This window comes from Demequina phytophila (assembly GCF_000971135.1).
Classification (GTDB): domain Bacteria; phylum Actinomycetota; class Actinomycetes; order Actinomycetales; family Demequinaceae; genus Demequina; species Demequina phytophila.
The window spans coordinates 246,811-268,678 of the sequence record NZ_BBLW01000003.1; the positions used below are offsets into that span (position 1 = coordinate 246,811).

Below are 21,868 nucleotides of genomic sequence, written 5' to 3' on the forward strand. Positions count from 1 at the left end.
ACGGCGCCGCCGAGCGGCGCGTATCGTCACGGGCGTGGTGCTCGCGGGCGCCGCGGTGGCCGCGGTGCTCGCACCCGGCTTCGACGAGCGTGAGGCCGTCGCCGTCGACCCGACCGTGTGGGCGCTGCAGACGGGCGCGGGGGAGCGGTACGCGCGGGTCAACACCGAGCTCGCCGAGGTCGACACGGTGAAGGACGTGGAGTCGCCGTCGGAGATCCTGCAGCACGACGACCGCCTGCTGGTGCTCTCGGCCGGCTACACCACCGCCACGGAGCTGGACGCGGGCCAGCCCGTCGACCTCGCCCTCGGCGCCTCCGGGACCGTCGAGACTCCCCCCGGCACCACCGCGATCGCGGCCGCTGGCGACGTGGTCGCGTACCTCGCGGAGGACGGCGACGTGCTGGTCGGATCGTTCTCCGAGGGCACCGCGCTGGACCCGCACGAGCTCGCCCTCGACGGCGGCGACGGGATGCGCGCCGTCGCGGTCGCCGTGACGCAGGACGGCGACGTCGCCGCCTACTCGCCCGGTCTCGGCGGGGTGGTGCGGGCCGACGCGACGGCGGGCGTCCTCGGTGTCGACCCGGTGTCCGACGTCCCCGACGACGGCACCTACCAGGTGTCCTTCGCCGCAGGTGAGTGGGTGCTGTTCGAGGCGGAGACCGGGGCGCTGTGGCGCGAGGGCGTCGAGGGCGCGGTGGCGACCGAGACCGACCCGGACGCGCGTCTGCAGAGCGCGACGACCGACGCGGCGGTACGGATCGCGGACGGACGCGGGCTCGTCATCATGCCGGGCGACGGCTCCGCCGCGATGCGCGTGTTCGGCTCGGACGCGAGCGCCGGCGTCCCGGCCGCGCCCACCGAGCTCGCGGGCGTCGTGTACGCCGCGTGGTTGCCCGAGGGCGAGTCCGGCGGGACGCTGTGGAGCTCGGCCGGACCCACCGTGCCGCTCGACTACGCGGGCGCCACGCTCGGCGAGCGCCGCGAGCCCGTGCTGCGTTCCAACGGCTCGCGCATGGTGCTCAACGAGTCACGCTCGGGATGGGTGTGGGAGGTGCCGACCGGGACGCTCGTCCGGTCGTCCCAGGACTGGGTGCCCGACGAGCAGACCACCACGGACACGCCGCAGGAGGACGTCACCACCGAGATCCGCGACCCGCGGCCGCCGGTCGCCGAGGACGACGACCTCGGCGTGCGCGCCGGACGGCAGGTCCGCCTGCCCGTGCTGCTCAACGACCACGACGCCAACGGCGACCTGCTCACCATCGACGCGGCGAGCCTCACCCAGCCGCCCCGCGACTTCGCGGCCATCACGATCGGCGACGACGGCCAGTCCCTGGTCGCCACGGTGGCGCCCGGGGCGACCGGCGTCGCGACCTTCCGGTACGCGGTCACGGACGGCACCGGCGACCAGGGTCTGTCGGAGCCCGCGACGGTGACCCTCACGGTCGCGCGCGGCAACTCCGCGCCGGAGTGGTGCGGCGTCGACGGCTGCGTGACGGAGTGGCCCGCGCCGCAGATCGCGTCGGGGGGCTCGGTCACGGTCGACGTGCTCGACGGGTGGGTCGACCCCGAGGGTGACCCCGTGTACGTGCGGGACGCCGTCGCTCAGGATCCCGAGGTCGCCGTGGCGGCGTCGCCCGAGGGCGAGGTGGTGGTGCGCCACGGCGGCGACGCGGGCGAGATCGACGTCGCCGTGACCGTCGCGGACGCCGCGGGCGCCACCGCGACCAAGCGCCTGCGGATCTCCGTCGCAAGCGCGGCGCGCCTCAGCGTCGAGCCGCTGGCCGTCACCGCGCTCGAGGGCGTGCGCACGGCGATCGACTTCGCGGACCGTGTCGTCGGAGGCGCCGGCGCCGCGCGCGTCACCGAGGCGAGCGTGGACCCCGCGGACGGGGCGGCCGTCGAGGTCTCGCCCGACGCCGCGGGCGTCCTCTTCCGCGCCGATGCGCCGGGCACCTACGCGGTCGACGTCACCGTGGTGGACGGGTCGCTGCAGGCGCGGGGCACCGCCCGCGTCACCGTCCTCGCACCGCAGGACGAGGCGCTGGGGACCGTCCCGCTCACCGCGTTCGTCCGTCCACACGAGGACGTGACGGTCGACGTCCTCGACGCCGTCACGAACCCGGGCGGACGCGTCCTCCTCCTCTCTGACGCGTCCGTCGAGGCGAGCGACGGCGCCCGGGTGGCCGCATCGGTGGTGGGCCACGGCGCGCTGCGGCTATCGGGCACCACCGGCGACGGGCAACCGGGCGAGCTCGGCGTGGTGTCCTACACGGTGTCCGACGGCTCGGGGCGAGCGGCCATGACGGTCCGCGGGGAGATCACGGTCATCCTGCTGGACGCGGCGGTGCCGACCGCGCCGCTCGCAGCCGACGATCCGATCACCGTGCGGGCCGGCGGGCAGGTCGACGTGCGTGTCCTCGACAACGACGTCGCCGCCGCCGGAGCCGTGGTCGCGCTCGACGCGGGTTCGGTCGAGGCTCCCGACGAGGGCGGGCTCGCGTTCGCCGCGGGCCCGCTGGTGCGGATCCTCGCACCCGACAGGCCCGGCACGTACCGGATCCCCTACTCGTCGTACGTGCTCGGATTCCCCGCCCAGCGAGCCGCCGCCGCGGTGGTGCTCACCGTCACCGACGGGACCGACAACGCCGCGCCCACCCCCCACGATCTCGCCGGCCGGGCGTCCTCCGGCGAGGAGGTGCGGCTCGAGTTCGACGGCACGGGGCTCGACCCCGACGGCGACGAGGTCCGCCTCGACGCGGTCACCTCGCAGCCCGCCTCCGGAGCGGCGCGGGTGAGCGTGGACGGCGCCGCCCTGGTCTACTCGTCGACCCCGGGCTTCGCCGGTCAGGACGAGTTCGAGTTCCGCGTGGTCGACGCGCGCGGCCGCGCAGCGACGGCGATCGCCCGCGTGGGCGTGGTCGCGGTGGAGGCGGACCCGGCCCCCGTCACCTACACGGACTTCGTGCAGGCGCAGGCCGCGTCGGGACGCAAGGTGGTGGTCCAGCCGCTGGCCAACGACGTCGACCTCACCGGCGGCACGCTCGAGCTCGTCGAGGTGCGCCCCGACGCCGCCGAGGGCACCGACGAGTACGCGGCGCTGGCCGCGCTCATGCCCGCCGCCGACAACCGGGAGGCCGCCCTCGCCGACGGCCTCGTCACCTTCACGGTCGGCGACGAGGTCGGCACCTCCGCGTTCCTCTACACCGCGCGCAACGCCACCGGGTCGATCGCCCAGGGACGCATCGTCCTCAAGGCGGTCCGCGAGCCGGTTGCCGACGTGCCGATCGTCGCGGACACGGTGCTCACCCTCGAGAACCGTGACACGTTCACCACCGGCGTCGACGTCCTCGCGGACTCCGTCGCATGGGCGAGCGGCGACACGTCCGGGTTGACGCTGTCGCTGTGGGGCGAGCCCGAGGACCTCACCCTCGACGGCTCCCGGATCTCCGGCCCCCTCCCCGACGAGACCCGCATCGTCCCGTTCCGCGTCGAGGGCGCCGACTTCACGGGCGACACCACGGTCGGCTACGGCTTCCTGCGCGTCCTCGGAGGCCAGGACCTGCGGCTCGCGCTGCGCGAGGACGCCCGCATCGCCGTCGACGAGGGCGACGCCGCGTCCGTCAACGTGGCCGCGCTGCTCGCGATGCCCGCCGGCACCCCGATCGATCTCGACGCGTCCCAGGTGCGTGCCGGCGGGGCGCGCGAGGAGGCGCGCTGCGAGGCGCGGGGCCCGTCCACGGTCCGGTACACGGCCGGGGACGGCGCCCCCTACGCCGACACCTGCATGGTCGCGGTGCGGCTCGACGGTCAGGACGCGTGGACCACCCTCCCGATCCCGGTCACGGTGGTGCCCGCCGACCCCGTGCCCACGCTGGTGAGCGCCTCGCTCGAGCTCTCGCCCGGATCCGCCGCGACGTTCGATCTGGGCCGCATGGTGCGCTGGCCCGACGGCGCGGCCGCGCACGACGTCGACGTGGTCGCGACCTACTCGGGCCAGCTCTTCGACGTGACCCGCGACGGGTCGCGGCTCCGCATCGCCGCGCGGGACGATGCGGCACCAGGGCGGGCGGAGTCCGTCACCGTCTCCCTCGCGGACCATCCGGAGGTGCAGCCGCGCGTGCTGTCGCTCGTGGTCGGGCCCGCGCCGTCCGAGCTGCCCAAGGGCGGCGCCGTCGTCGCGCAGTGCTCGCAGGCCGACGGCGACGGCTGCACCCTCACGGTGGTCGGCGCCGCGGGCGAGGTCAACCCGCTGCCGGGCACCCCGCTCGAGGTGGTCGGCGTCAGTGGGGGCGACTGCCCCGACGTCCGGTTCTCCGTGGTCGGCGCCAGCCAGGTGCGGGCCACCTGGTCGGATGACGCGACCGGCGGCGTGTGCGACGCCGTGTTCCGGGTGCGCGACGCCCAGGGGCGCGTGAGCGCCGCGGATCGCGCGGGGAGCATCAGCCTCGACCTGCTGGGCTACCCCCGCGCCCCCGGCGGCGTCTCCCAGGTGGACTACGGCGACGGCTCCGTGACCCTCGCGGTCACGCCGGGAGCGGCGGCGGGCGCCTACCCCGCCCTCACGGGCTTCGACATCACCGCGGGCGGCAGCACCGTCGCGACGTGCACCGCGCGCGGCGTGTGCACGCCCATCGAGGGCCTGAGCAACGGCACCAAGGTCACCTACACCGCGTACGCGGTCAACGCCGTGGGCCGGTCGCGCGCGGCGGCCTCGACCACGGCGTGGGCGTACGCGCCCCCGGCCACGCCGCGGGTGGTCTCGTGGCAGCCGACCGTGACGTCCGGCGAGGGCAAGCGGATCGACCTGGTGCTCGACGTGTCCGACGCGTCGACCAGCGGGATCCTTGTCGCGGCGGGCGGCACCGAGCAGACCGTCGCGATCGGACCCGGCACGCAGCGGCTCGACGGGATCGCGATCGGCTCCAACACGCCCGTCGAGGTGGTGCTCACGCCGCTGACGGCGTTCGATCTGCCACCCGTCGACGGCGCCGCGGCGGCGGGAACCTCGGTCACCCTGACGGCGAACGGCGTCGGACGTCCCACCATCACCGCCGCCACCCACACGTACAGCACGGGCGCGGGCGAGGCCACCATCACCGCCACGGTGACCTCCGGCGGCGCCGGCTCGACCACCTGGGTGGGGCGCATCGTCGGCGGCCGCTGCGACGCGGCCGTCCAGGCATCGGGAGGCACCGCACAGCTCACCGTGCCAGTCGACGCCAACGCGACCAACACCGTCACGGTGTGCGCGGAGAGCCGCGTCGACTCCCGCACGTTCGGGCAGGCCGCGACGGTCGATGTCACCTTCGCCGCGTTCGCGGACCCCGGAGCACCCGTCCTGCAGCGCGGATACCGGGTCGCGTCGACGTGCGCCGGAGGCGGGACCTCCTGCACCACGGCGCTCGAGCGCGACCCGCAGTGGCAGCCGCGCCAGGGCCTCACGCTCTGGTACCGCGGCTCCGACGGCACCACGTCGCGCACCTTCTCCGACGTCATGGTCCCCGGGCGTGCGGTCTCCGTGGTCGCCTACTACTGCGTCGACTTCGGGGGCGGCCAGAGCACGTGCTCGAACCAGACCACCGACGTCACCGCGGACGGCGGCGCCCTCTACCGGCCCACTGTCGCCTTCCCGTCGTGCGAGGTGGGCACCGCGCCCACGGCGACGCTCGGCGGCACTGCGTCCCACTTCGCCCCGCAGGTCACCATGCTCGACGGCGACGGCGCGCCCACCACCGATCCCTCGGCGATGCGCGCCGCGAGCGTGACGGTCGGCTTCCAGGGCGCCCTCGCGGGCATCTCCGACTGGACCTCCGCCACCGTCACGTGCGGCGGCGCCCCACCCGATCCCGACCCGACGGAGGCGCCATGACCGGCCGCGTCCCGCATCGTCCCCCCGCCAGCCCTCACGAAAGGAGGCCGCTGTGGCCCTGACCTCCGAGCACACCCAGTGGTTCGAGACCACCTTCGGCAAGCTCGCCGACAACGTCGAGCGCGCGATCGTGGGCAAGCGGCATGTGGTCGAGCTCGCGTTCACCGCGATGATCGCGGAGGGGCACCTGCTCCTCCAGGACGTGCCCGGCACCGGCAAGACGTCCCTGGCGCGGGCGATGGCGGAGACAGTGCGAGGCACCAGCACCCGCATCCAGTTCACCCCCGACCTGCTGCCGGGCGACGTCACGGGAGTCACCGTGTACGACCAGGGCCGCTTCGAGTTCCACCACGGTCCCGTGTTCGCGAACGTGGTGCTCGCGGACGAGGTCAACCGGGCCTCGCCCAAGACCCAGTCCGCGCTGCTCGAGGTCATGGAGGAGCGCCAGGTCACCGTCGACGGCGTCACGCGCGAGGTGGGTGCGCCGTTCATGGTGATCGCGACCCAGAACCCGGTCGAGCAGGCCGGCACGTACGCGCTCCCGGAGGCGCAGCTCGACCGCTTCCTCATGCGCACGTCGCTCGGCTACCCCGACCACGCCGCGACCCTGCGGATCCTCGAGCCCGGGCGCCCGCAGCGCGTCACCGTCCCGGCGATCGCGGAGCTCGACGCGATCACGGCGATGGCGGCGCTCACGCACGACGTCCAGCAGCACCCCCTCATCTCCGACTACATCGCCCGGCTGGTCGCGGCGACCCGCACCGCGACGCAGGTGAGGCTGGGGGCGTCGATGCGCGGGGGGATCGCGCTCGCGCGCGCGAGCCGCACGTGGGCCCTCGCGCACGGACGCCACTACGTGGTCCCCGACGACGTGAAGGCCCTCGCCGAGGTGGTGCTCGCGCACCGGCTCATCCTCGACCCCGAGGCCGAGTTCGACGGCGTCAGCCAGGGCGCCGTCATCGGGCAGATCCTGCTCGACACCGCGCCGCCCAGCCAGCGGGACCTCGCGTGAGCGAGCGCCCCGACCGCACCGCGACCCGGACGCGCAGCGGCGCGACCGGGACGTACTCGACGCGCACCGAGGTCGCCGACGTGCCGCGCGCGAGGGCGGTCGGGGCGCGCCTGCAGGCCCAGCGGGCGGCGCGCGCCGCGGCCGACGTGCTCGGCGCCGGGTGGACCGCCGCGCGCGCCGTCGTCACCCCGGCCGGCTGGGCGGTCGCCGCCTGGGCGGCGGGCGGTCTCGCGCTCGGTCTCGGGTGGGGCTGGGAGGAGGCCCTCGTCGGCGGCATCGTCGCGGTGGTGCTCCTCGTCGCGGCCGTGCCCTTCCTGCTCGGGGAGGTGCGCTACCGGGTCGACTTCGCGCTCGAGCGCGACGCCGTGGTCGCCGGCGACGAGGCCGCGGGAGACATCGTCGTCGAGAACGAGGGCCGCCACGCGGCGCTGCCCGGGCTCGTCGAGCTGCCCGTGGGTGACGCGCTGGTCGAGCTCCACGTGCCGCTGCTGCGCGGCGGCGCGCGCTGGTCCGAGCGCATCGTCATCCCGCCTCGACGGCGCGGGATCGTGCCCGTGGGTCCCGCCGCGTCGACCCGCACCGATCCGCTGCGGCTGCTGCGCCGCCACCTCGCGTGGGACGAGGTCCGCACCCTGTACATCCACCCCCGCACGGTCGAGGTCCCGAGCACGTCGCTCGGCTGGGTGAGAGACCTCGAGGGTCAGGCGGTGCGGATCCTCACCAGCGAGGACATCTCCTTTCACGCGATCCGCGACTACCAGCGCGGCGACGCGCGCCGGCACATCCACTGGCGGTCCACCGCGAAGACCGGCACGCTCATGGTCCGCCAGTTCGAGGAGACCCGACGGTCGCTGCTCACGCTGGTGCTCGACGTCGACGCCGGCTCGTACCGGGACGAGGACGAGTTCGAGATGGCCGTCAGCGCGCTCGCGTCGCTGGGCACGCGCGCGATCCGCGACGGCCGGGAGGTCCGCGCGGTCGCGAGCGGCGAGGTGCCCGCGTTCGCCCGGGCGTCCGTCCGCATGCTCCGGGCGCTCCGCGTCGACTCGCCGCGCGCGCTCCTGGACGACCTCACCGCGGTCGACTCGACGGACGCCGCGATGGATCTCGCCACCGTCACCCGCATGGTGGCGGAGGACGACCAGGGCACGTCGCTCGCGGTCCTCGTGACCGGCTCCGCGCTCGGTCACGACCGGCTGCGCACCGCCGCGCTGCGGTTCCCCTCGGACGTCGCGGTGGGCGCGGTGGTGTGCGATCCCTCGTCGGAGCCCCGCACGCACGCGTTGGCGGGCCTCCAGCTCGTGAGCCTGGGCGTGCTCGAGGACCTGCGCCAGCTCCTCGCCCGCGGGGCGGCCCGAGGATGAGACGGCGCGACCGCGACGTCGCACGCGCCGTCCCCGGCGCGGTGCTGATCGCCGCATGCCTGTACGCGCTGACGATCGGCGAGGCGATCTGGCTCACCCTGCGCCACGTCTATCTTCCAGTCGACGCGGTGGTGTCGCGGTACGGCCTCGTCGTGGTCGCGGGCCTCGCCGTCGGGCTGCTCGCCGCCGTGCTCACCATCGCGCTGCGCCGCGGCATCGCGGTGCTGATCGCACTGGCGGCCGCCGGCTATCTCGCGGCGGCCGTGCTCGTCGCGATCCCCGGCGCGACCTCCGACCCCGAGCGGCTCGCGGCCGCCGTGGTCGCGGCGCTCGAGGCGCCCGTCACCGGGTGGAAGGACGTGGTGACGCTGCCGACGCCCCTCGGCTCGTACGGCTCGACGCTCGCCGTGCCGCTCGTGCTCATCGTCGCGGCGTCGGCAGGCGTGGTGTGGGCCGGGACGCGCGAGCGGCGCTGGGGGGCGGCCGCCGCGATCGGCGGCGCGGCCTTCGCGGCGGCGATCGCGATCGGGCCCGCGGCGCGCACCGGTCTCGACGCCCTTCCCGGCGCGTTCGGGGGGCTGAGCAGGGAGATCCTCATCGGGCTCGGCGTCCTCGCGGCGACCCTGGCCTGGATGCTGTGGCGCATGGCGTTCGAGCGGCGCCGCGCGCTCCGCGCCGCCGGCGGCGGCATCCGCGGCGAGCGCGCTCCCGGCCAGGCGGTCGGGCGGCTCGCGCTCGGGGCGGGCGTGCTGGTGCTCGCGCTCGCGATCGGCGTGACCATCGCCGTGCCCGTCGCGCGGTCGCAGCCGCGCGAGGTGGCGCGCACCGCGATCGAGCCGCGGCTGGTGGTGGACCGCTCCGTGTCGCCGCTGTCGACGTACCGCGCCTACTTCGCCGACGACCTCTACGACGCCCCGCTGTTCGAGGTGACCGACGTGACCGGGCCGGTCGAGCGCATCCGCGTGGCGACGCTGCCGTTCTTCGACGGGAGCTCCTTCACCGCGGTCGCCCCTGACGGCTACACGCCGCTGCGCTTCCAGCGCGTGCCGTCCTCGCTCGCGCTCGACGCGGAGCAGACGCTGCGGGCGACCGTCACGATCGACGCGCTCGAGGGCCCGTGGGCACCCGTGCCGGGTCCGCTGGGCGGCGCGACCTTCGCCGGTCCCCGCGCGGCGGCGCTCGCGGACTCGTTCTACTACGCGCCCGAGGCGACGGCCGCGGTGATCGCGATCGACGGCGGGGTGGCGTCGGGCGACTCCCTGACGGTCACGTCGGGGGCGGATGCGCCCACCACGCTCGCGGAGGCGGGGGCCTCGCCGGGCGCCTCCGGCATCGCGGCCGATCTGGTGCCGGAGTCGCTGCGCGAGTGGGTCGAGCTGCAGGGGGCGACCCGCGACGGCGCCGGGCTGGCACAGCTCATCGAGCGTCTGCGCGCGCGGGGCTATCTCAGCCACGCGCTCGCCGCCGACGGCTCGCCCCGCTGGGTCGCCGAGCTGGGCGCCTACTCGTTCGAGCCGTCCGCCGCCGGCCATTCCTTCGACCGCATCGACCGCCTGTTCGCGTCCCTCCTCGAGCGCGAGGCGGAGGCGGGCGACGGCGCGGGCGACGCGGCCCTGGTCGCCGCGGTCGGCGACGACGAGCAGTTCTCCGTCGCCGTCGCCCTGCTCGCGGCGGAGCTCGGCTTCCCCGCCCGCGTGGTCGTGGGGGTCCGCCTCGCCGACACCGACGTGCACGGCTGGTCGCCGCCCGCCTGCGTCGACGTGTGCCGCGGACGCAACATGAGCGTATGGACCGAGGTCCGGTCGGGCGCGGGCGACTGGATCGCCGTCGACGTCACCCCGCAGCACGAGACCCCGGTGACGCCGTCCGTCGCGACCGAGAGCGAGCCGGAGCTGCCGACCGCGACCGACCCCGACCGGGCCGAGCCGATCGACGCCGTCGCCGCGCTCAAGGGCCGCAGCGGCAGCGGCGAGCCCGCCTCCACGGTCGACGAGGGGCTCGGCTGGCTGACCGACGGCGTGCTCCTCGCGCTCGGCGCCGGGGCCATCGTGCTGCTGCTCCTGGGCCCCGTGATCGCGATCCTGGTGGCGAAGGGAGCGAGGCGCGCACGCCGTCGCCGCGGCGACCCGCGCGCCTCCGCCGAGGGCGGCTGGGACGAGTACGTCGACCTGGGGATCGACGCGGGCCTGCCGCCGCTCCCTCTCGCGACCCGCCGGGAGCTCGCGGCCGCGTACGGGACCGCGAACGGGCTCGCGCTCGCGGAGCTCGCCGACCGGGCGACCTTCACCCGGGAGGGCGTCGGGAGGGACGATGCGGCGCGCGCCTGGGCGATGCTGGCGGAGGACCGCGCGGAGCTCCGATCGCGCCAGGGTCGGTGGCGTAGGCTCGCCTCGCGTCTGTCGACCCGGTCGCTGCTGGGCGGTCGGGGCGACGAGTCGCCATCGGATCGCGACGCGGTGCGCGTCGACGAGCGGTGGCGTCACGTGCCGTCGCCGGCCTCGTCCACGTCGAAGGGGCGGCGATGACGCGCTCGAGGGAAGGAGCAGGACGATGACGGCAGGTGTCCTCACGGAGGTGGCCGACGAGCTCGCGCTCGGCGCGCCCGGCGGGTTCGCCCTGGCCGGGGCCGTGGTCGGGGGCTTCGTCGTCGGGCTCGTGTGGATGGGCCTGGCGCTCGGCGCGGTGTACCGCAAGGTGGGCGCCCGCGCGGCGCTCGCATGGATCCCCGTGGTCCGCTACGCCGTCCTGGCACACCTCACCCAGTCCACCGTCGCCGGCACCGTGATCGCCCGCGCGGTCGCCGGGCTGGGCCTCGCCACCTGGGCCTTCGGGGCGCTGCTGGCCTCCTCCAGCACGATCGCCCTCGCGGGCCTCGGCCTCGCCGCCGTCGCCGGGACCGCGGCATGGGTCATGTGGATCGTCCAGACCCACCGGTTCGGGCTCGACCACTCCCTTCCCGCCGGGCTGCCGGTGCTCGCCGCCGTCGCGCCGGGCCTGTGGGCCGCCGTGGTGGGATGGAGCGGCCTGGTGCGCCCCGTCTCCGGCACGGTCCCCGTGAGCGCGGTCGCGCCGGGGGACGATGCTCCGGTCGCCGAGCCGTCGAGCCTCACCGCGCCGGCGGCGCCGGCCGTCGCGCCCGAGACGGCGGTCGACGAGGAGCCGGCTCCCACCCCGTCGTGGGGATTCACCGCCCCCGCGGCGGAGGAGATGCACCCGATCGAGCCGTTCACCGGCGACGACGAGGTCGTCGAGCCCGTCGCCGAGCCCGCGCCCACCACCGAGCGGATCGTCACGCGCGAGTCGCCCTATGCGTCCCTCGCGCGCCACGGCATCGAGGACTCCCTGCGGACCGAGCGCCGCTCCCCCTACGCCGAGCTCGCGCCGCGCGACCTCCCCGACGCAGACCCGGGCATCCCGTCCGAGGAGTCCGCATGGGAGGCGGCGGTCGAGGCCGTCCCCGCCGCGACGCCCGAGGCGGCGCCTGAGCCCGAGCGTGACCAGGCGCCCGAGCCCGCCGACGAGCCCGCGACCCCGGTGGTCGCCGCACCCGTCTACGTCGAGCCCACCCCGACGGTCCCCATCAGCCCCTACATGCGCGGCGGAGCGGCCGCGCCGCCGCAGGCGCCCGCCGCCGTCCCGACGTTCGAGATGCCCCAGGCACCCGCCCCCGCCCCCGCCGTCGAGCCCGCGGCCGAGCCCGACACGGTGCCGCCCGGCTATCACGCCGCGATCATCCCGCCGCCTCCCCCGCCCGCGCCGACGGCCCAGGAGGAGGTGCCCGCCGCATCGTCCCCCGATGTCGACCACGACCACGACGACCGCACGCAGGTGTCCACCCGCCAGCGCGAAGCCTGGGAGCTGCTGACGTCCGAGGGCGGGCTGCACCGGTTCGACGCGTCGGCGGTGCTGCTGGGCCGCCAGGGCGGGCTGCCGCCCGTCGACGGCACGCGCAGGCTCGATCTTGCCGACTCGACCCGCACCGTGTCGAAGGCGCACGCGAGGCTGGTGCTGCAGAGCGGCACGTGGTGGGTCGAGGACCTGGGCTCCACCAACGGGACCTACCTGGTGGATCCGGACGGCCGCGAGGCGCAGGTCCCCGAGGGCGTGCCGACGCCCGTCGCGGGCCGGCTGATCCTCGGCGACATCGAGGTGGAGATCCGCCGCCGGAGCCTCGCGTGAGCGCCGCCGCCCCGGAGGTCGCCGGCGCGGGGGTCACCGCCGTGGGCGGCCGCGCGCGCAACGAGGACGCGTTCATCGCCCAGGCGCCGGTGTACGTGGTCGCGGACGGCATGGGTGGCCACCTCGCCGGAGCCGAGGCGGCGTGGGCGGCGATGGAGGCCTTCCAGCGCCTCGTCGGCGGCGCCGCGACGCCCGAGGACGTCGCGCGCGCGCACCTCGAGGCGCGCCGCAACGTGACCAAGGTGCAGATCGAGGTGGGCGCCGCCTCCGGGACCACGCTCACGGGCGCCGTCGCCGTCACGCATGCCGGCCACCCGTGGTGGATGGTCGTCAACGTCGGCGACTCCCGCACCTACGCCCTCGACGGCGGAGAGCTGCGCCAGATCACCGTGGATCACTCTCACGTGCAGGAGCTGGTCGACGCCGGGCACATCACCCCGGCGCAGGCGGCCGTGCACCCGGACAGGAACATCCTCACGCGGGCCGTGGGCGACGACATCCCCGAGATGGACGCGTGGCTGGTGCCGCAGGTGCCCGGCCGCCGCCTCGTGGTGGCCAGCGACGGCCTGCTCAAGGAGGTCGAGGATCGCGAGATCGGCGAGATCGCCGGTCTCATCGGCGACCCGGAGACCGCCGCCGCCGCGCTGGTCGACCTCGCAGTCGAGCGCGGTGCGACCGACAACGTCACCGTCGTGGTGGCCGACGCCACCTCCGTCACCCCCACGGGCGCCGCCGCCGCGCCGTGGCCGGTGTGGGGCGACGCGCCTCGCGAGGACACGACACCGAGCCTGCGGAGGCGAGGGGACGCGTGACCGGCGAGGACGAGACCCGCGTCTCGGGCAGGCGCCGCGCCGCGCGCCAGGCGCCCGCGGCGGACGACGCGACCGCCGCATCGTCCCGCCGCGACGCCGACGTCACGCGCCTGTCGCGCCGACGCGTCGCGGAAGGCGCCACCGAGCCCGCGGAGCCCCCGGGCGCGACCACGCGTCCCGCGCCGCCGCCGGCGCCCGTCGACGACGGCGTCCTGCGTCCCCCGCCCTCCCTCGGCTCGCGCGACGACGACGCCACGCCGCCGGCCCCCGCCCGCGCCGGCGACTTCGGCGGCGCGCCGCAGCACTACTACCCGCGGATCCGGCACACCCAGGATGCGACCGGGGCGGGCGTGTGGCCCGAGCCGCCGCGGGACACGGGGCCGCTCGCGCAGGTGCTCGACCAGCCGGCGCGCGAGGCGCGTCGGGTCGCGGACGCGCGCGCCCGGCGCCGCCGGCGCGTGCTCGCCGTCGCCGGTGGTGCCGGTGCGCTCGCGGCCGCCGTCGGCATCGCGCTGGCGCTGCTGTAGGACCCGCGCCCGCCGCTAGGCTGACCGCATGTCCGACGCCACCCTGCGCTCCCCGCTCCACGACCAGCATGTCGCGCTCGGCGCGACGCTCGTCCCGTTCGCGGGCTGGGAGATGCCGGTCCGCTACACGGGCGACATCGCCGAGCACACGGCCGTGCGCACCGCCGCGGGGCTGTTCGACCTGTCCCACATGGGCGAGATCTCCGTGCGCGGGGACGACGCGGAGGCGTTCCTCGACCACGCGCTTGCGGGCCGCATGTCCGCGGTGGCGCTGTGGGGTGCCAAGTACACGATGCTCTGCACGCCCGACGGCGGCGTCATCGACGACCTCATCGTGTACCGGCGCGACTGGGACCACTTCATCATCGTCGCGAACGCCGCCAACAAGGACGTCGTGGTCGCGGAGCTCGGCGCCCGCCTCGAGGGCTATGCGGCGACCCTCGAGGACATCTCCGCCGAGGTCGCGCTCATCGCCGTGCAGGGCCCCCGCGCGGAGGACATCGTGGCGCGCATGTGCACGCGCGGCGACGACGACATCCGCGCGATGCGCTACTACTCGGCGGCGAACGTCCTGCTCAGCGGCGACATCCACGCCTTCGTGGCGCGCACCGGGTACACCGGCGAGGACGGATTCGAGCTCTTCGTCGACTCCGACGAGGCCGCCGCCGTGTGGGCGCTCGCGCTCGCGACCGGCGCCGCGGACGGCATCGTCCCCTGCGGCCTGTCCTCGCGCGACACCCTCCGCCTCGAGGCGGGCATGCCGCTGTACGGCCAGGAGCTCACGCGCGAGACCACGCCCTTCGACGCCGGGCTGGGCCGCATCGTCGCGTTCGGCACGGCCGCCAAGCCGCGCGGCGAGTTCGTGGGCCGCGAGGCGCTGCTGCGCGCGAAGGTCGAGGGGCCCTCGCGGGTGCTCGTGGGCCTCGTGGGCGACGGGCGTCGAGCCGCGCGCGCCGGCTACCCGGTGCTCGACGCCGACGGTGTCGCCGTGGGCGTGGTGACGTCCGGCGCACCCTCCCCGACGCTCGGCCGCCCGATCGCCATGGCGTACGTGCCGCCGACGCTCGCGGAGCCCGGCACGGTGGTCGGGATCGACGTGCGCGGGCGACGCGAGGACATGACCGTCACGGCGCTACCGTTCTACTCGCGGGCCTCGTAGGCTCGTCCCAGGGCCGGCCCGCCGGCGCTTCACCGCAGAACCGTCCCCAGAGAGGGGTAGTCATGTCGAACGTTCCCGAGGAGCTCGCGTACTCCGCCGAGCACGAGTGGGTCTCCGGCGAGCCCGACGCGGGCGCCGAGGTGACCGTCGGCATCACCGAGCACGCCGCGCAGGCGCTCGGCGACATCGTGTACGTCGAGGCGCCCCGGGTGGGCGACACCGTGATCGCGGGCGAGGTCTGCGGCGAGCTCGAGTCGACCAAGGCCGTGAGCGAGCTGTACTCCCCGGTCTCCGGGACGGTCACCGCGATCAACGAGGGCCTCGAGTCCGCGCCCGAGACCATCAACTCCGACGCGTACGGCGACGGCTGGATCTTCAAGGTCGAGGTCTCCGAGACCGCGACCGACCTGCTCGATGCCGAGGCGTACGCCGCGACGGTCGAGTAGCAGGCGGGCCGTCCCCGTGCCTGTCAACACGCGCCTGGTGGTGGCCGCGGCCATCACCGACTCCCTCGAGGCGCCGCGCCGCCTGCTCGCCGCGCGCCGCAGCGCACCCTCCCAGCTGGCCGGCCTGTGGGAGTTCGCCGGCGGGAAGGTCGAGCGCGGCGAGAGCGCGGAGCACGCGCTGCGGCGCGAGCTGCGCGAGGAGCTCGGCGTCGAGGTCGAGATCGGCGACGAGGTGATCGGGCCCGACGACGGCCACGGTATCGAGGACTCGTGCGGTGACGCCCCGGTGTGGATGCTCCGCCCCGGCGACGCGGACCTCGAGCGGCTGGTCATGCGCGTGTGGTGGGCCCGCATCCTCCCTGGTGCCGACGGTGCGGCGGTCGAGCCGAGGCCCCTCGAGGACCACGACGAGCTCCGCTGGCTCGAGCCGGGCGGCTGGCGCGACGTGCCGTGGCTGCCCGCCGACAAGCGCATCGTCGAGGCGCTCCTCGACGACGCGATCGAACGGCACCGCAGCGCCTACTGCTGACCCTGCCGCGCACGATTCACGCGCCCGGTCGCGTCAATCCGGACATATCCACATCAAGTGGATACAAATGTGGACAACTCGCGACGGACCTTGGTCCCGGAGGCCCGCGACCCGGCTCGCACGCTCACGGCTCGACGTCCCGCTCACCCCTGCGCGGCGGCGACGCACCCCGCGATGTGGTCGTCCACCAGCCCGCACGCCTGCATCGCGGCGTACATGGTCGTGGGGCCGACGAACACGAACCCCGCCTGCTTGAGCGCCTTCGCCAGGGCGACGGACTCGGGGGTCGAGGCCGGCACGTCCTCCCACGAGGCCGGCGCCGACGTCCGCGCCTCCGGGGCGAAGCTCCAGAACAGCTCGTCGAGGCTCGTGCCCTCCTCGCGCAGCGCGACCGTCGCGCGCGCGTTCACGATCGCCGACTCGATCTTGCGGCGGTTCCGCACGATCCCGGGGTCCGCCATCAGCCGCTCGACATCAGCGTCACCGAACGCCGCCATCGCGGCGGGATCGAAGCCCGCGAACGCCTCGCGGTAACCCTCGCGCTTGCGCAGGATGGTGATCCACGCGAGCCCGGACTGCGCCCCCTCGAGCACGATCCTCTCGAGCAGCGCCGAGTCGCCGTGCACCGGCACGCCCCACTCCTCGTCGTGGTACCTCTCGTACAGCGGGTCGCCGGCGCCGAAGCAGCGGATCAGGTCGTTCGTCTCCGTGATCATGACCCCAGTGTGACGGGACGATGCGACGGTCGCCCCGCGCACGACGGCACCTGGGGACGGGACCGGCGTGGCGACGTCCCGGGGACATCGGGTCTGGCCGCACGCCGAGGGGCCGGGTATCGTGAGCGCGCCATGACGATCCGTGACCTCCTCGCCGCCGGCCGGCCGACGCTCTCGTACGAGCTGTTCCCGCCGCGCACGCCCGCCGCTCAGTCGACGCTCGAGCAGACCATGGACGTGCTCGCGGCGACGAGGCCCGACTTCATGTCGATCACCTACGGCGCCGCCGGCACCACGCAGGGCGCATCGCGCGACGTGGTGCGGCGCCTCGCCGCCGACCACACGGTGCCCCCGCTCGCTCACCTCACGTGCGTCGGGCAGTCGCGCGCGGAGCTCGTCGACGTGGTCGAGGCCTACCTCGAGGAGGGCGTCCAGGACTTCCTCGCGCTGCGCGGCGACCCGCCGCGCGGCCAGGCGGACTGGCGGCCGCACCCCGACGGGCTGCTCTACGCGCACGAGCTGGTCGCGCTGGTCCGCGAGGTCGCGCATGCCCACGGCGTGACGAACCTCAGCGTCGGCGTCGCGGCGTTCCCGGCGCAGCACGCGATCGATCGGTTCCGTCAGCTGAGCCTCGACGTGCTTCGCGCCAAGCAGGACGCGGGCGCGGACTTCGCCATCACGCAGGTGTTCTACGAGGTCGGGCAGTACACCTCGCTCGTGGAGGACGCCGCGGCGGAGGGCATCCGGATCCCCGTCATCCCCGAGGTCATGCCCATCGTCAACACCCGCCGTGCCGTCCGTGCCGCCGAGCTCACGGGCGTCGACACCCCCGCCGAGCTGTGCGCCGCGCTCGAGGCCGCGGAGGACGACGCCGCGGCACGCGCCGCGGGCGTGGAGCACGCGGCGCGCCTCGCGCGCGGCCTGCTCGACGCGGGCGCCCCCGGCATCCACATCATCACCTTCAACCAGAGCACGGCGGCGCTGGAGCTGGTCGGTGCGATGGGGCTCGTCCGCGGCTGAGGCTCGCGCCCCGGCGCACCGCGTGCCGACGCCGAACCGCGCACCCCCCGGGGCATGCGACCATCGACGCATGACCCGCACCTCCACGCCCCGTTCCGTCACCCTCACCCGCGAGTCCGAGGGCGTCTATGTCGCCACCGGCGCGGACGGCTCCCAGCTGCGCTTCGGGCGGGGCGAGGGCCTGCTCAGCCCGGTCGAGCTCATGCTCGCCGCCATCGCCGGCTGCTCGTCGATCGACGTCGATGCGATGACCTCGCGCCGCGCGGAGCCGGACCGCTTCGAGGTCACCGCGTCCGCGGACAAGATCAGCGACGACGGCGCGAACATCCTCGAGAACATCCGCGTGGCCTTCGACCTGGCCTTCCCGGACGGGGCCGAGGGCGACGCCGCGCGCAAGCGCATCGGCGCGGCGCTGCGCGCCTCCCACGAGAAGCACTGCACCGTCTCCCGCACCGTCGAGGCGGGCGTGCCGGTCGCGCTCGTCGAGGCGGGTGCGGACCCGGGCGCGTGAGCGCGCCGCTCGCGATCGAGGTCGACGCGGGCCCCGACGGCGTCGCGGAGGTGATCGCGGTGATGCACGCGGCCTTCGCGGAGTACGCCGCCACCGGCCTCGCCTCGGGCGCGATGACGGAGACCCGCGCCACCCTGCTCGAGGAGATCGCGGGCGGGACGTCCGTCGCGATCGTGCGGGTCGAGGGACACGCGGTGGCGTCCGCGAAGCACCACCCGGCCGCGGACGGCTCGCTGTACTTCGGAAGGCTCGGCGTGGTGCCCGGCGCGCGCGGGCGCGGGATCGCCGGCGCGCTCGTGCGCGCCCTTCGCGCCCACGCGCACGCTCAGGGGCGGACCGGCCTGAGCTGCCTGGTGCGCGCCTCGGAGTCCGCCAACATCGCGCTCTACCAGGCATGGGGCATGCGGATCACGGGTCGGAGCGAGCGCGTCAGCCGCACCGGTGCGGTCATCTCGGTGGTCGAGATGGCCGACACCGCGCCGCTTCAGGGCTGATCGACAGGCGTCCACCAAGTGGGACGCCGCGTCCACGTCGCGGACATTGCCCCTGGCGGAAGGCGGCGCGACGCGTTAGTCTGACCGCGCAACTCGGCGCGTGTCGCGTCGACCAAGCGCAATGGCGAGCCCGCCGCGCACCACCCCCATGAGGAATCATGTCTGAGCAGAACAACGTCTCTGTCCCTGCGCACACCTTCCCGGGCGGCACCATCCTGGGCTACCCCCGCATCGGCCGCATGCGCGAGCTGAAGAAGGCGCTCGAGTCCTTCTGGAAGGGCGCGACCACCGCGTCCGAGCTCGAGGCCTCCGCGAAGGAGCTTCGCCTCGCGAACCTCGCGAACCTCGCGCAGCTGGGCCTCGACAAGGACGCCGCGGCGATCCCGTCCAACTTCTCGTTCTACGACCACGTGCTCGACGCCGCCGTCACCCTGGGCGCCGTGCCCACGCGCTTCGCGGACCTCCGTGCCGCCGACGGCTCCGTCGACCTGGCCGGCTACTCGACCATCGCGCGCGGCGTGGGCGACAAGGCCCCGCTCGAGATGACCAAGTGGTTCGACTCGAACTACCACTACCTGGTCCCCGAGATCGGCCCCGAGACCGCGTTCGCGCTGTCGAGCACCCGCTGGGTCGACCAGTTCGTCGAGGCGAAGGACGCCGGCTACGTCACGCGTCCCGTCATCACCGGCCCGCTCACGTTCCTCTACCTGTCCAAGGCCAGCGACGAGGCGCCTGAGGGCTTCCGCCCCATCGAGCGTCTCGAGGACGTCCTCGAGGTCTACGGCAACCTGCTCGAGGCCTTCAAGGCCGCGGGTGCTCCGTGGGTCCAGATCGACGAGCCCATCCTGGTCGCCGACATCGATGCCGACCGTGACGAGGTCCTCGCCAACGCCGCCAAGGTCTACGGCTCGCTCGCCGCTCTCGCGAACCGCCCCGCGCTGTTCGTCGCGGCGCCGTACAACTCGCTCGACGACGCCCTCCCCGTCCTCAAGGACTCCGGCGTCGAGGCGATCGGCCTCGACCTGGTGCGCGGCGCTGTGCCCTCGGGCACGGACCTGTCCGGCGTGACCGTGGTCGCCGGTGTGGTCGACGGCCACAACATCTGGCGCACCGACCTCGACGCCGCGCTGCGCAAGGCGGCGGAGGTCGAGGCGCTCGGCGCGACCGTCACGGTCTCGACCTCCACGTCGCTGTTCCACGTGCCTCACACCCTCGAGGGTGAGGAGCACTTGGGCGCCGAGCTGCTCAGCTGGCTCGCCTTCGCCGACCAGAAGGTCGCCGAGGTCGTCACGCTCGCCACGGCTCGCGCGCAGGGCGAGGAGGCGGTGGACGATGCGCTGGCAGCGGCCCGCGCCGCCCTCGCCTCGCGCAAGGCTCACCCCGGCACCAACAAGGCGGACGTGCGCGCGGCCCTCGCGGCGGTCACGCCCGCGGACCTTGACCGTCCCGCGTACGCGGTGCGAGCGGCGGCTCAGGACGCCCGCTTCGCCCTGCCGGAGCTCGCGACCACCACGATCGGCTCGTTCCCCCAGACGCAGGACATCCGCAAGGCGCGCGCCGCGTGGGCCAAGGGGCAGATCGACGACGCTGCCTACGAGGAGGCCATGAAGGCGGAGATCGCCCGCGTGGTCACCCTGCAGGAGGAGCTGGGTCTCGACGTCCTGGTGCACGGCGAGGCCGAGCGCAACGACATGGTCCAGTACTTCGCGGAGCTGCTGGACGGCTTCGACGTGACCGTCAACGGCTGGGTGCAGTCGTACGGCTCGCGCTGCACGCGTCCGTCGATCCTGTGGGGCGACGTCACCCGTCCCGAGCCGATGACCGTCGCGTGGACCGCCTTTGCGCAGTCGCTCACGGACAAGCCGATGAAGGGCATGCTCACGGGCCCCGTGACGATCCTCGCGTGGTCGTTCGTGCGCGACGACCAGCCGTTGGGAGTCACGGCGAACCAGGTCGCTCTCGCCCTGCGCGACGAGATCCGTGACCTCGAGGCCGCCGGCATCGGCATCATCCAGGTCGACGAGCCGGCCCTGCGCGAGCTCCTCCCGCTGAAGAAGCGCGACCAGGCCGCGTACCTCGAATGGTCGGTGAACTCGTTCCGCCTGGCCACGTCCGGCGCGCACGACGACACCCAGGTGCACACGCACCTGTGCTACTCGGAGTTCGGCGAGATCATCGACGCGATCGACGGCCTCAACGCCGACGTCACCTCGATCGAGGCGGCTCGCTCCCGTATGGAGGTGCTGCCGGCGATCAAGGGTCACGGCTACGAGCGCCAGATCGGCCCTGGTGTGTGGGACATCCACTCGCCGCGCGTGCCGTCGACCCAGGAGATCACGGAGCTGCTTGCGCTCGCCAAGGAGTCGATCCCCGGCAAGCAGCTGTGGGTCAACCCGGACTGCGGTCTCAAGACCCGTGCGTATGCGGAGACCACCGCCACGCTCGAGCACATGATGGAGGCGACGCGCGCCGTCCGCGCGTAGCGTCCTCCCTGGTCCGCGGCCCGGCTCCCCGTCACGGGGGTCGGGCCGCGGCGCTATGTCAGGCGCACTCGGCGTTCTCGACGTAGCCGTTCTTCGCGTCGAACCGGACCCCGGGGTCGTCGGAGACGTCGCCGTGAGGATGCTTGAGCTGGACGCACCAGCCGTCGATGCCGCCCGGCTTCCAGGTGACGAACTCCACGCCAGGCGATGCGGCGAGCACCGCGTCGCCGTCGATGACGTACTCGCCGTCCACCATGTCGACGTCGACCACCGTGGCGTTCTCGTCGTAGGCGGCGCGGATGAGCGTGCCGAGGTTCATGGCGTCCGACTGCGCGGCCGCGTCGTTGGCCTTGTTCTGGTGGTTCAGGTACAGCGGTATCGCGACCGCCGCCAGCACGCCGATGATGACGATCACCACCACCAGCTCGACCATCGAGTACCCGCCGTCCCGGCGCGTGAATCTCCCCCGCATGATGAACCCCCCTCAAGGCTCGAACCTCAGTGTGACCCGTGGCGCCCGCTCAGCGCAATAAGCATGAGGCCTGGTCAGCGCAGCGACAGCGTACGCGATTCCTGAGCGCCGCCCGGGGATGCCGAGGGTCGTGCGACGCTCCTCGCCGTTTTCATGCACTCTCGCGGGCGCGGCCCGGGCTCGGGAGGCGACGGATCACGGCGGTCCGGATCGCGGTCCGCGCCTCGCGCCCACGGGGCGGATGGTCGGCAGCGCTCGTCTACCAGGGTTGA

General features: G+C 74.7%; 16 protein-coding genes. 14 read left to right on the forward strand and 2 right to left on the reverse strand.

The annotated features are described in order from the left end of the window. Positions 1-34: 34 nt before the first annotated feature. The 10 genes from AOM01_RS06195 (at position 35) to AOM01_RS06240 (ending at position 15,900) form a co-directional block, all read left to right on the forward strand. Complete coding sequence (locus AOM01_RS06195; RefSeq protein WP_156155862.1) at positions 35-5,872, forward strand: Ig-like domain-containing protein; 5,838 nt, start codon at positions 35-37, stop codon at positions 5,870-5,872. A gap of 52 nt (positions 5,873-5,924) precedes the next feature. Next, on the forward strand, positions 5,925-6,884 hold the full coding sequence (locus AOM01_RS06200) for an AAA family ATPase (protein WP_062290567.1): 960 nt from the start codon (positions 5,925-5,927) through the stop codon (positions 6,882-6,884). Then, on the forward strand, positions 6,881-8,248 hold the full coding sequence (locus tag AOM01_RS06205; RefSeq protein WP_062290570.1) for a DUF58 domain-containing protein: 1,368 nt from the start codon (positions 6,881-6,883) through the stop codon (positions 8,246-8,248). Before AOM01_RS06200 ends, AOM01_RS06205 begins: the two co-directional genes overlap by 4 nt. After that, positions 8,245-10,773: a transglutaminase-like domain-containing protein gene (locus tag AOM01_RS06210; RefSeq protein WP_062290572.1), complete on the forward strand. Its 2,529-nt coding sequence runs from the start codon at positions 8,245-8,247 to the stop codon at positions 10,771-10,773. The genes AOM01_RS06205 and AOM01_RS06210 overlap by 4 nt, the downstream gene beginning before the upstream one ends. A gap of 25 nt (positions 10,774-10,798) precedes the next feature. Then, a complete protein-coding gene (locus tag AOM01_RS06215; protein ID WP_062290575.1) occupies positions 10,799-12,427 on the forward strand; it encodes an FHA domain-containing protein in 1,629 nt (542 codons plus the stop codon). Further along, entirely contained in the window at positions 12,424-13,239 is an 816-nt protein-coding gene (locus AOM01_RS06220) for a PP2C family protein-serine/threonine phosphatase (RefSeq protein ID WP_062290577.1), read from the forward strand. The genes AOM01_RS06215 and AOM01_RS06220 overlap by 4 nt, the downstream gene beginning before the upstream one ends. Then, positions 13,236-13,766, forward strand: a complete 531-nt coding sequence (locus tag AOM01_RS06225) for a hypothetical protein (protein WP_062290580.1) — start codon at positions 13,236-13,238, stop codon at positions 13,764-13,766. Before AOM01_RS06220 ends, AOM01_RS06225 begins: the two co-directional genes overlap by 4 nt. A 28-nt stretch (positions 13,767-13,794) precedes the next feature. Beyond that, a complete protein-coding gene (gcvT, locus tag AOM01_RS06230; RefSeq protein WP_062290583.1) occupies positions 13,795-14,925 on the forward strand; it encodes a glycine cleavage system aminomethyltransferase GcvT in 1,131 nt (376 codons plus the stop codon). A gap of 62 nt (positions 14,926-14,987) precedes the next feature. Further along, the gene (gene gcvH, locus AOM01_RS06235; protein WP_062290586.1) at positions 14,988-15,371 is read left to right on the forward strand and encodes a glycine cleavage system protein GcvH; all 384 of its coding nucleotides are present in this window, start codon (positions 14,988-14,990) and stop codon (positions 15,369-15,371) included. Between the two features lie 16 nt (positions 15,372-15,387). Continuing rightward, positions 15,388-15,900, forward strand: a complete 513-nt coding sequence (locus AOM01_RS06240) for a (deoxy)nucleoside triphosphate pyrophosphohydrolase (RefSeq protein ID WP_304524051.1) — start codon at positions 15,388-15,390, stop codon at positions 15,898-15,900. A gap of 143 nt (positions 15,901-16,043) precedes the next feature. Here AOM01_RS06240 and AOM01_RS06245 read toward each other — a convergent pair whose 3' ends face one another. Further along, positions 16,044-16,616: a DNA-3-methyladenine glycosylase I gene (locus AOM01_RS06245; RefSeq protein WP_062290992.1), complete on the reverse strand. Its 573-nt coding sequence runs from the start codon at positions 16,614-16,616 to the stop codon at positions 16,044-16,046. 132 nt (positions 16,617-16,748) lie between these two features. Here AOM01_RS06245 and AOM01_RS06250 point away from each other — a divergent pair, with 132 nt between their 5' ends. From AOM01_RS06250 to metE, 4 genes are all read left to right on the forward strand, one after another. After that, complete coding sequence (locus AOM01_RS06250; protein ID WP_062290592.1) at positions 16,749-17,636, forward strand: methylenetetrahydrofolate reductase; 888 nt, start codon at positions 16,749-16,751, stop codon at positions 17,634-17,636. 70 nt (positions 17,637-17,706) lie between these two features. Then, complete coding sequence (locus AOM01_RS06255; protein ID WP_062290595.1) at positions 17,707-18,147, forward strand: OsmC family protein; 441 nt, start codon at positions 17,707-17,709, stop codon at positions 18,145-18,147. Next, on the forward strand, positions 18,144-18,641 hold the full coding sequence (locus AOM01_RS06260; protein ID WP_062290598.1) for a GNAT family N-acetyltransferase: 498 nt from the start codon (positions 18,144-18,146) through the stop codon (positions 18,639-18,641). The genes AOM01_RS06255 and AOM01_RS06260 overlap by 4 nt, the downstream gene beginning before the upstream one ends. A gap of 158 nt (positions 18,642-18,799) precedes the next feature. Continuing rightward, positions 18,800-21,124, forward strand: a complete 2,325-nt coding sequence (metE, locus tag AOM01_RS06265) for a 5-methyltetrahydropteroyltriglutamate--homocysteine S-methyltransferase (RefSeq protein WP_062290600.1) — start codon at positions 18,800-18,802, stop codon at positions 21,122-21,124. A gap of 58 nt (positions 21,125-21,182) precedes the next feature. Here metE and AOM01_RS06270 read toward each other — a convergent pair whose 3' ends face one another. After that, positions 21,183-21,596, reverse strand: a complete 414-nt coding sequence (locus tag AOM01_RS06270; protein WP_082110041.1) for a type IV pilin protein — start codon at positions 21,594-21,596, stop codon at positions 21,183-21,185. Positions 21,597-21,868 lie beyond the last annotated feature (272 nt).

Bases quoted from the DNA above. Each gene is read 5' to 3' on its own strand.
- AOM01_RS06210 (WP_062290572.1), top strand. From the start codon at position 8,245: ATGAGACGGCGCGACCGCGACGTCGCACGCGCCGTCCCCGGCGCGGTG.
- AOM01_RS06215 (WP_062290575.1), top strand. From the start codon at position 10,799: ATGACGGCAGGTGTCCTCACGGAGGTGGCCGACGAGCTCGCGCTCGGC.
- gcvT (WP_062290583.1), top strand. From the start codon at position 13,795: ATGTCCGACGCCACCCTGCGCTCCCCGCTCCACGACCAGCATGTCGCG.
- gcvH (WP_062290586.1), top strand. From the start codon at position 14,988: ATGTCGAACGTTCCCGAGGAGCTCGCGTACTCCGCCGAGCACGAGTGG.
- AOM01_RS06245 (WP_062290992.1), bottom strand. From the start codon at position 16,616: ATGATCACGGAGACGAACGACCTGATCCGCTGCTTCGGCGCCGGCGAC.
- AOM01_RS06250 (WP_062290592.1), top strand. From the start codon at position 16,749: ATGACGATCCGTGACCTCCTCGCCGCCGGCCGGCCGACGCTCTCGTAC.
- AOM01_RS06255 (WP_062290595.1), top strand. From the start codon at position 17,707: ATGACCCGCACCTCCACGCCCCGTTCCGTCACCCTCACCCGCGAGTCC.
- metE (WP_062290600.1), top strand. From the start codon at position 18,800: ATGTCTGAGCAGAACAACGTCTCTGTCCCTGCGCACACCTTCCCGGGC.
- AOM01_RS06270 (WP_082110041.1), bottom strand. From the start codon at position 21,596: ATGCGGGGGAGATTCACGCGCCGGGACGGCGGGTACTCGATGGTCGAG.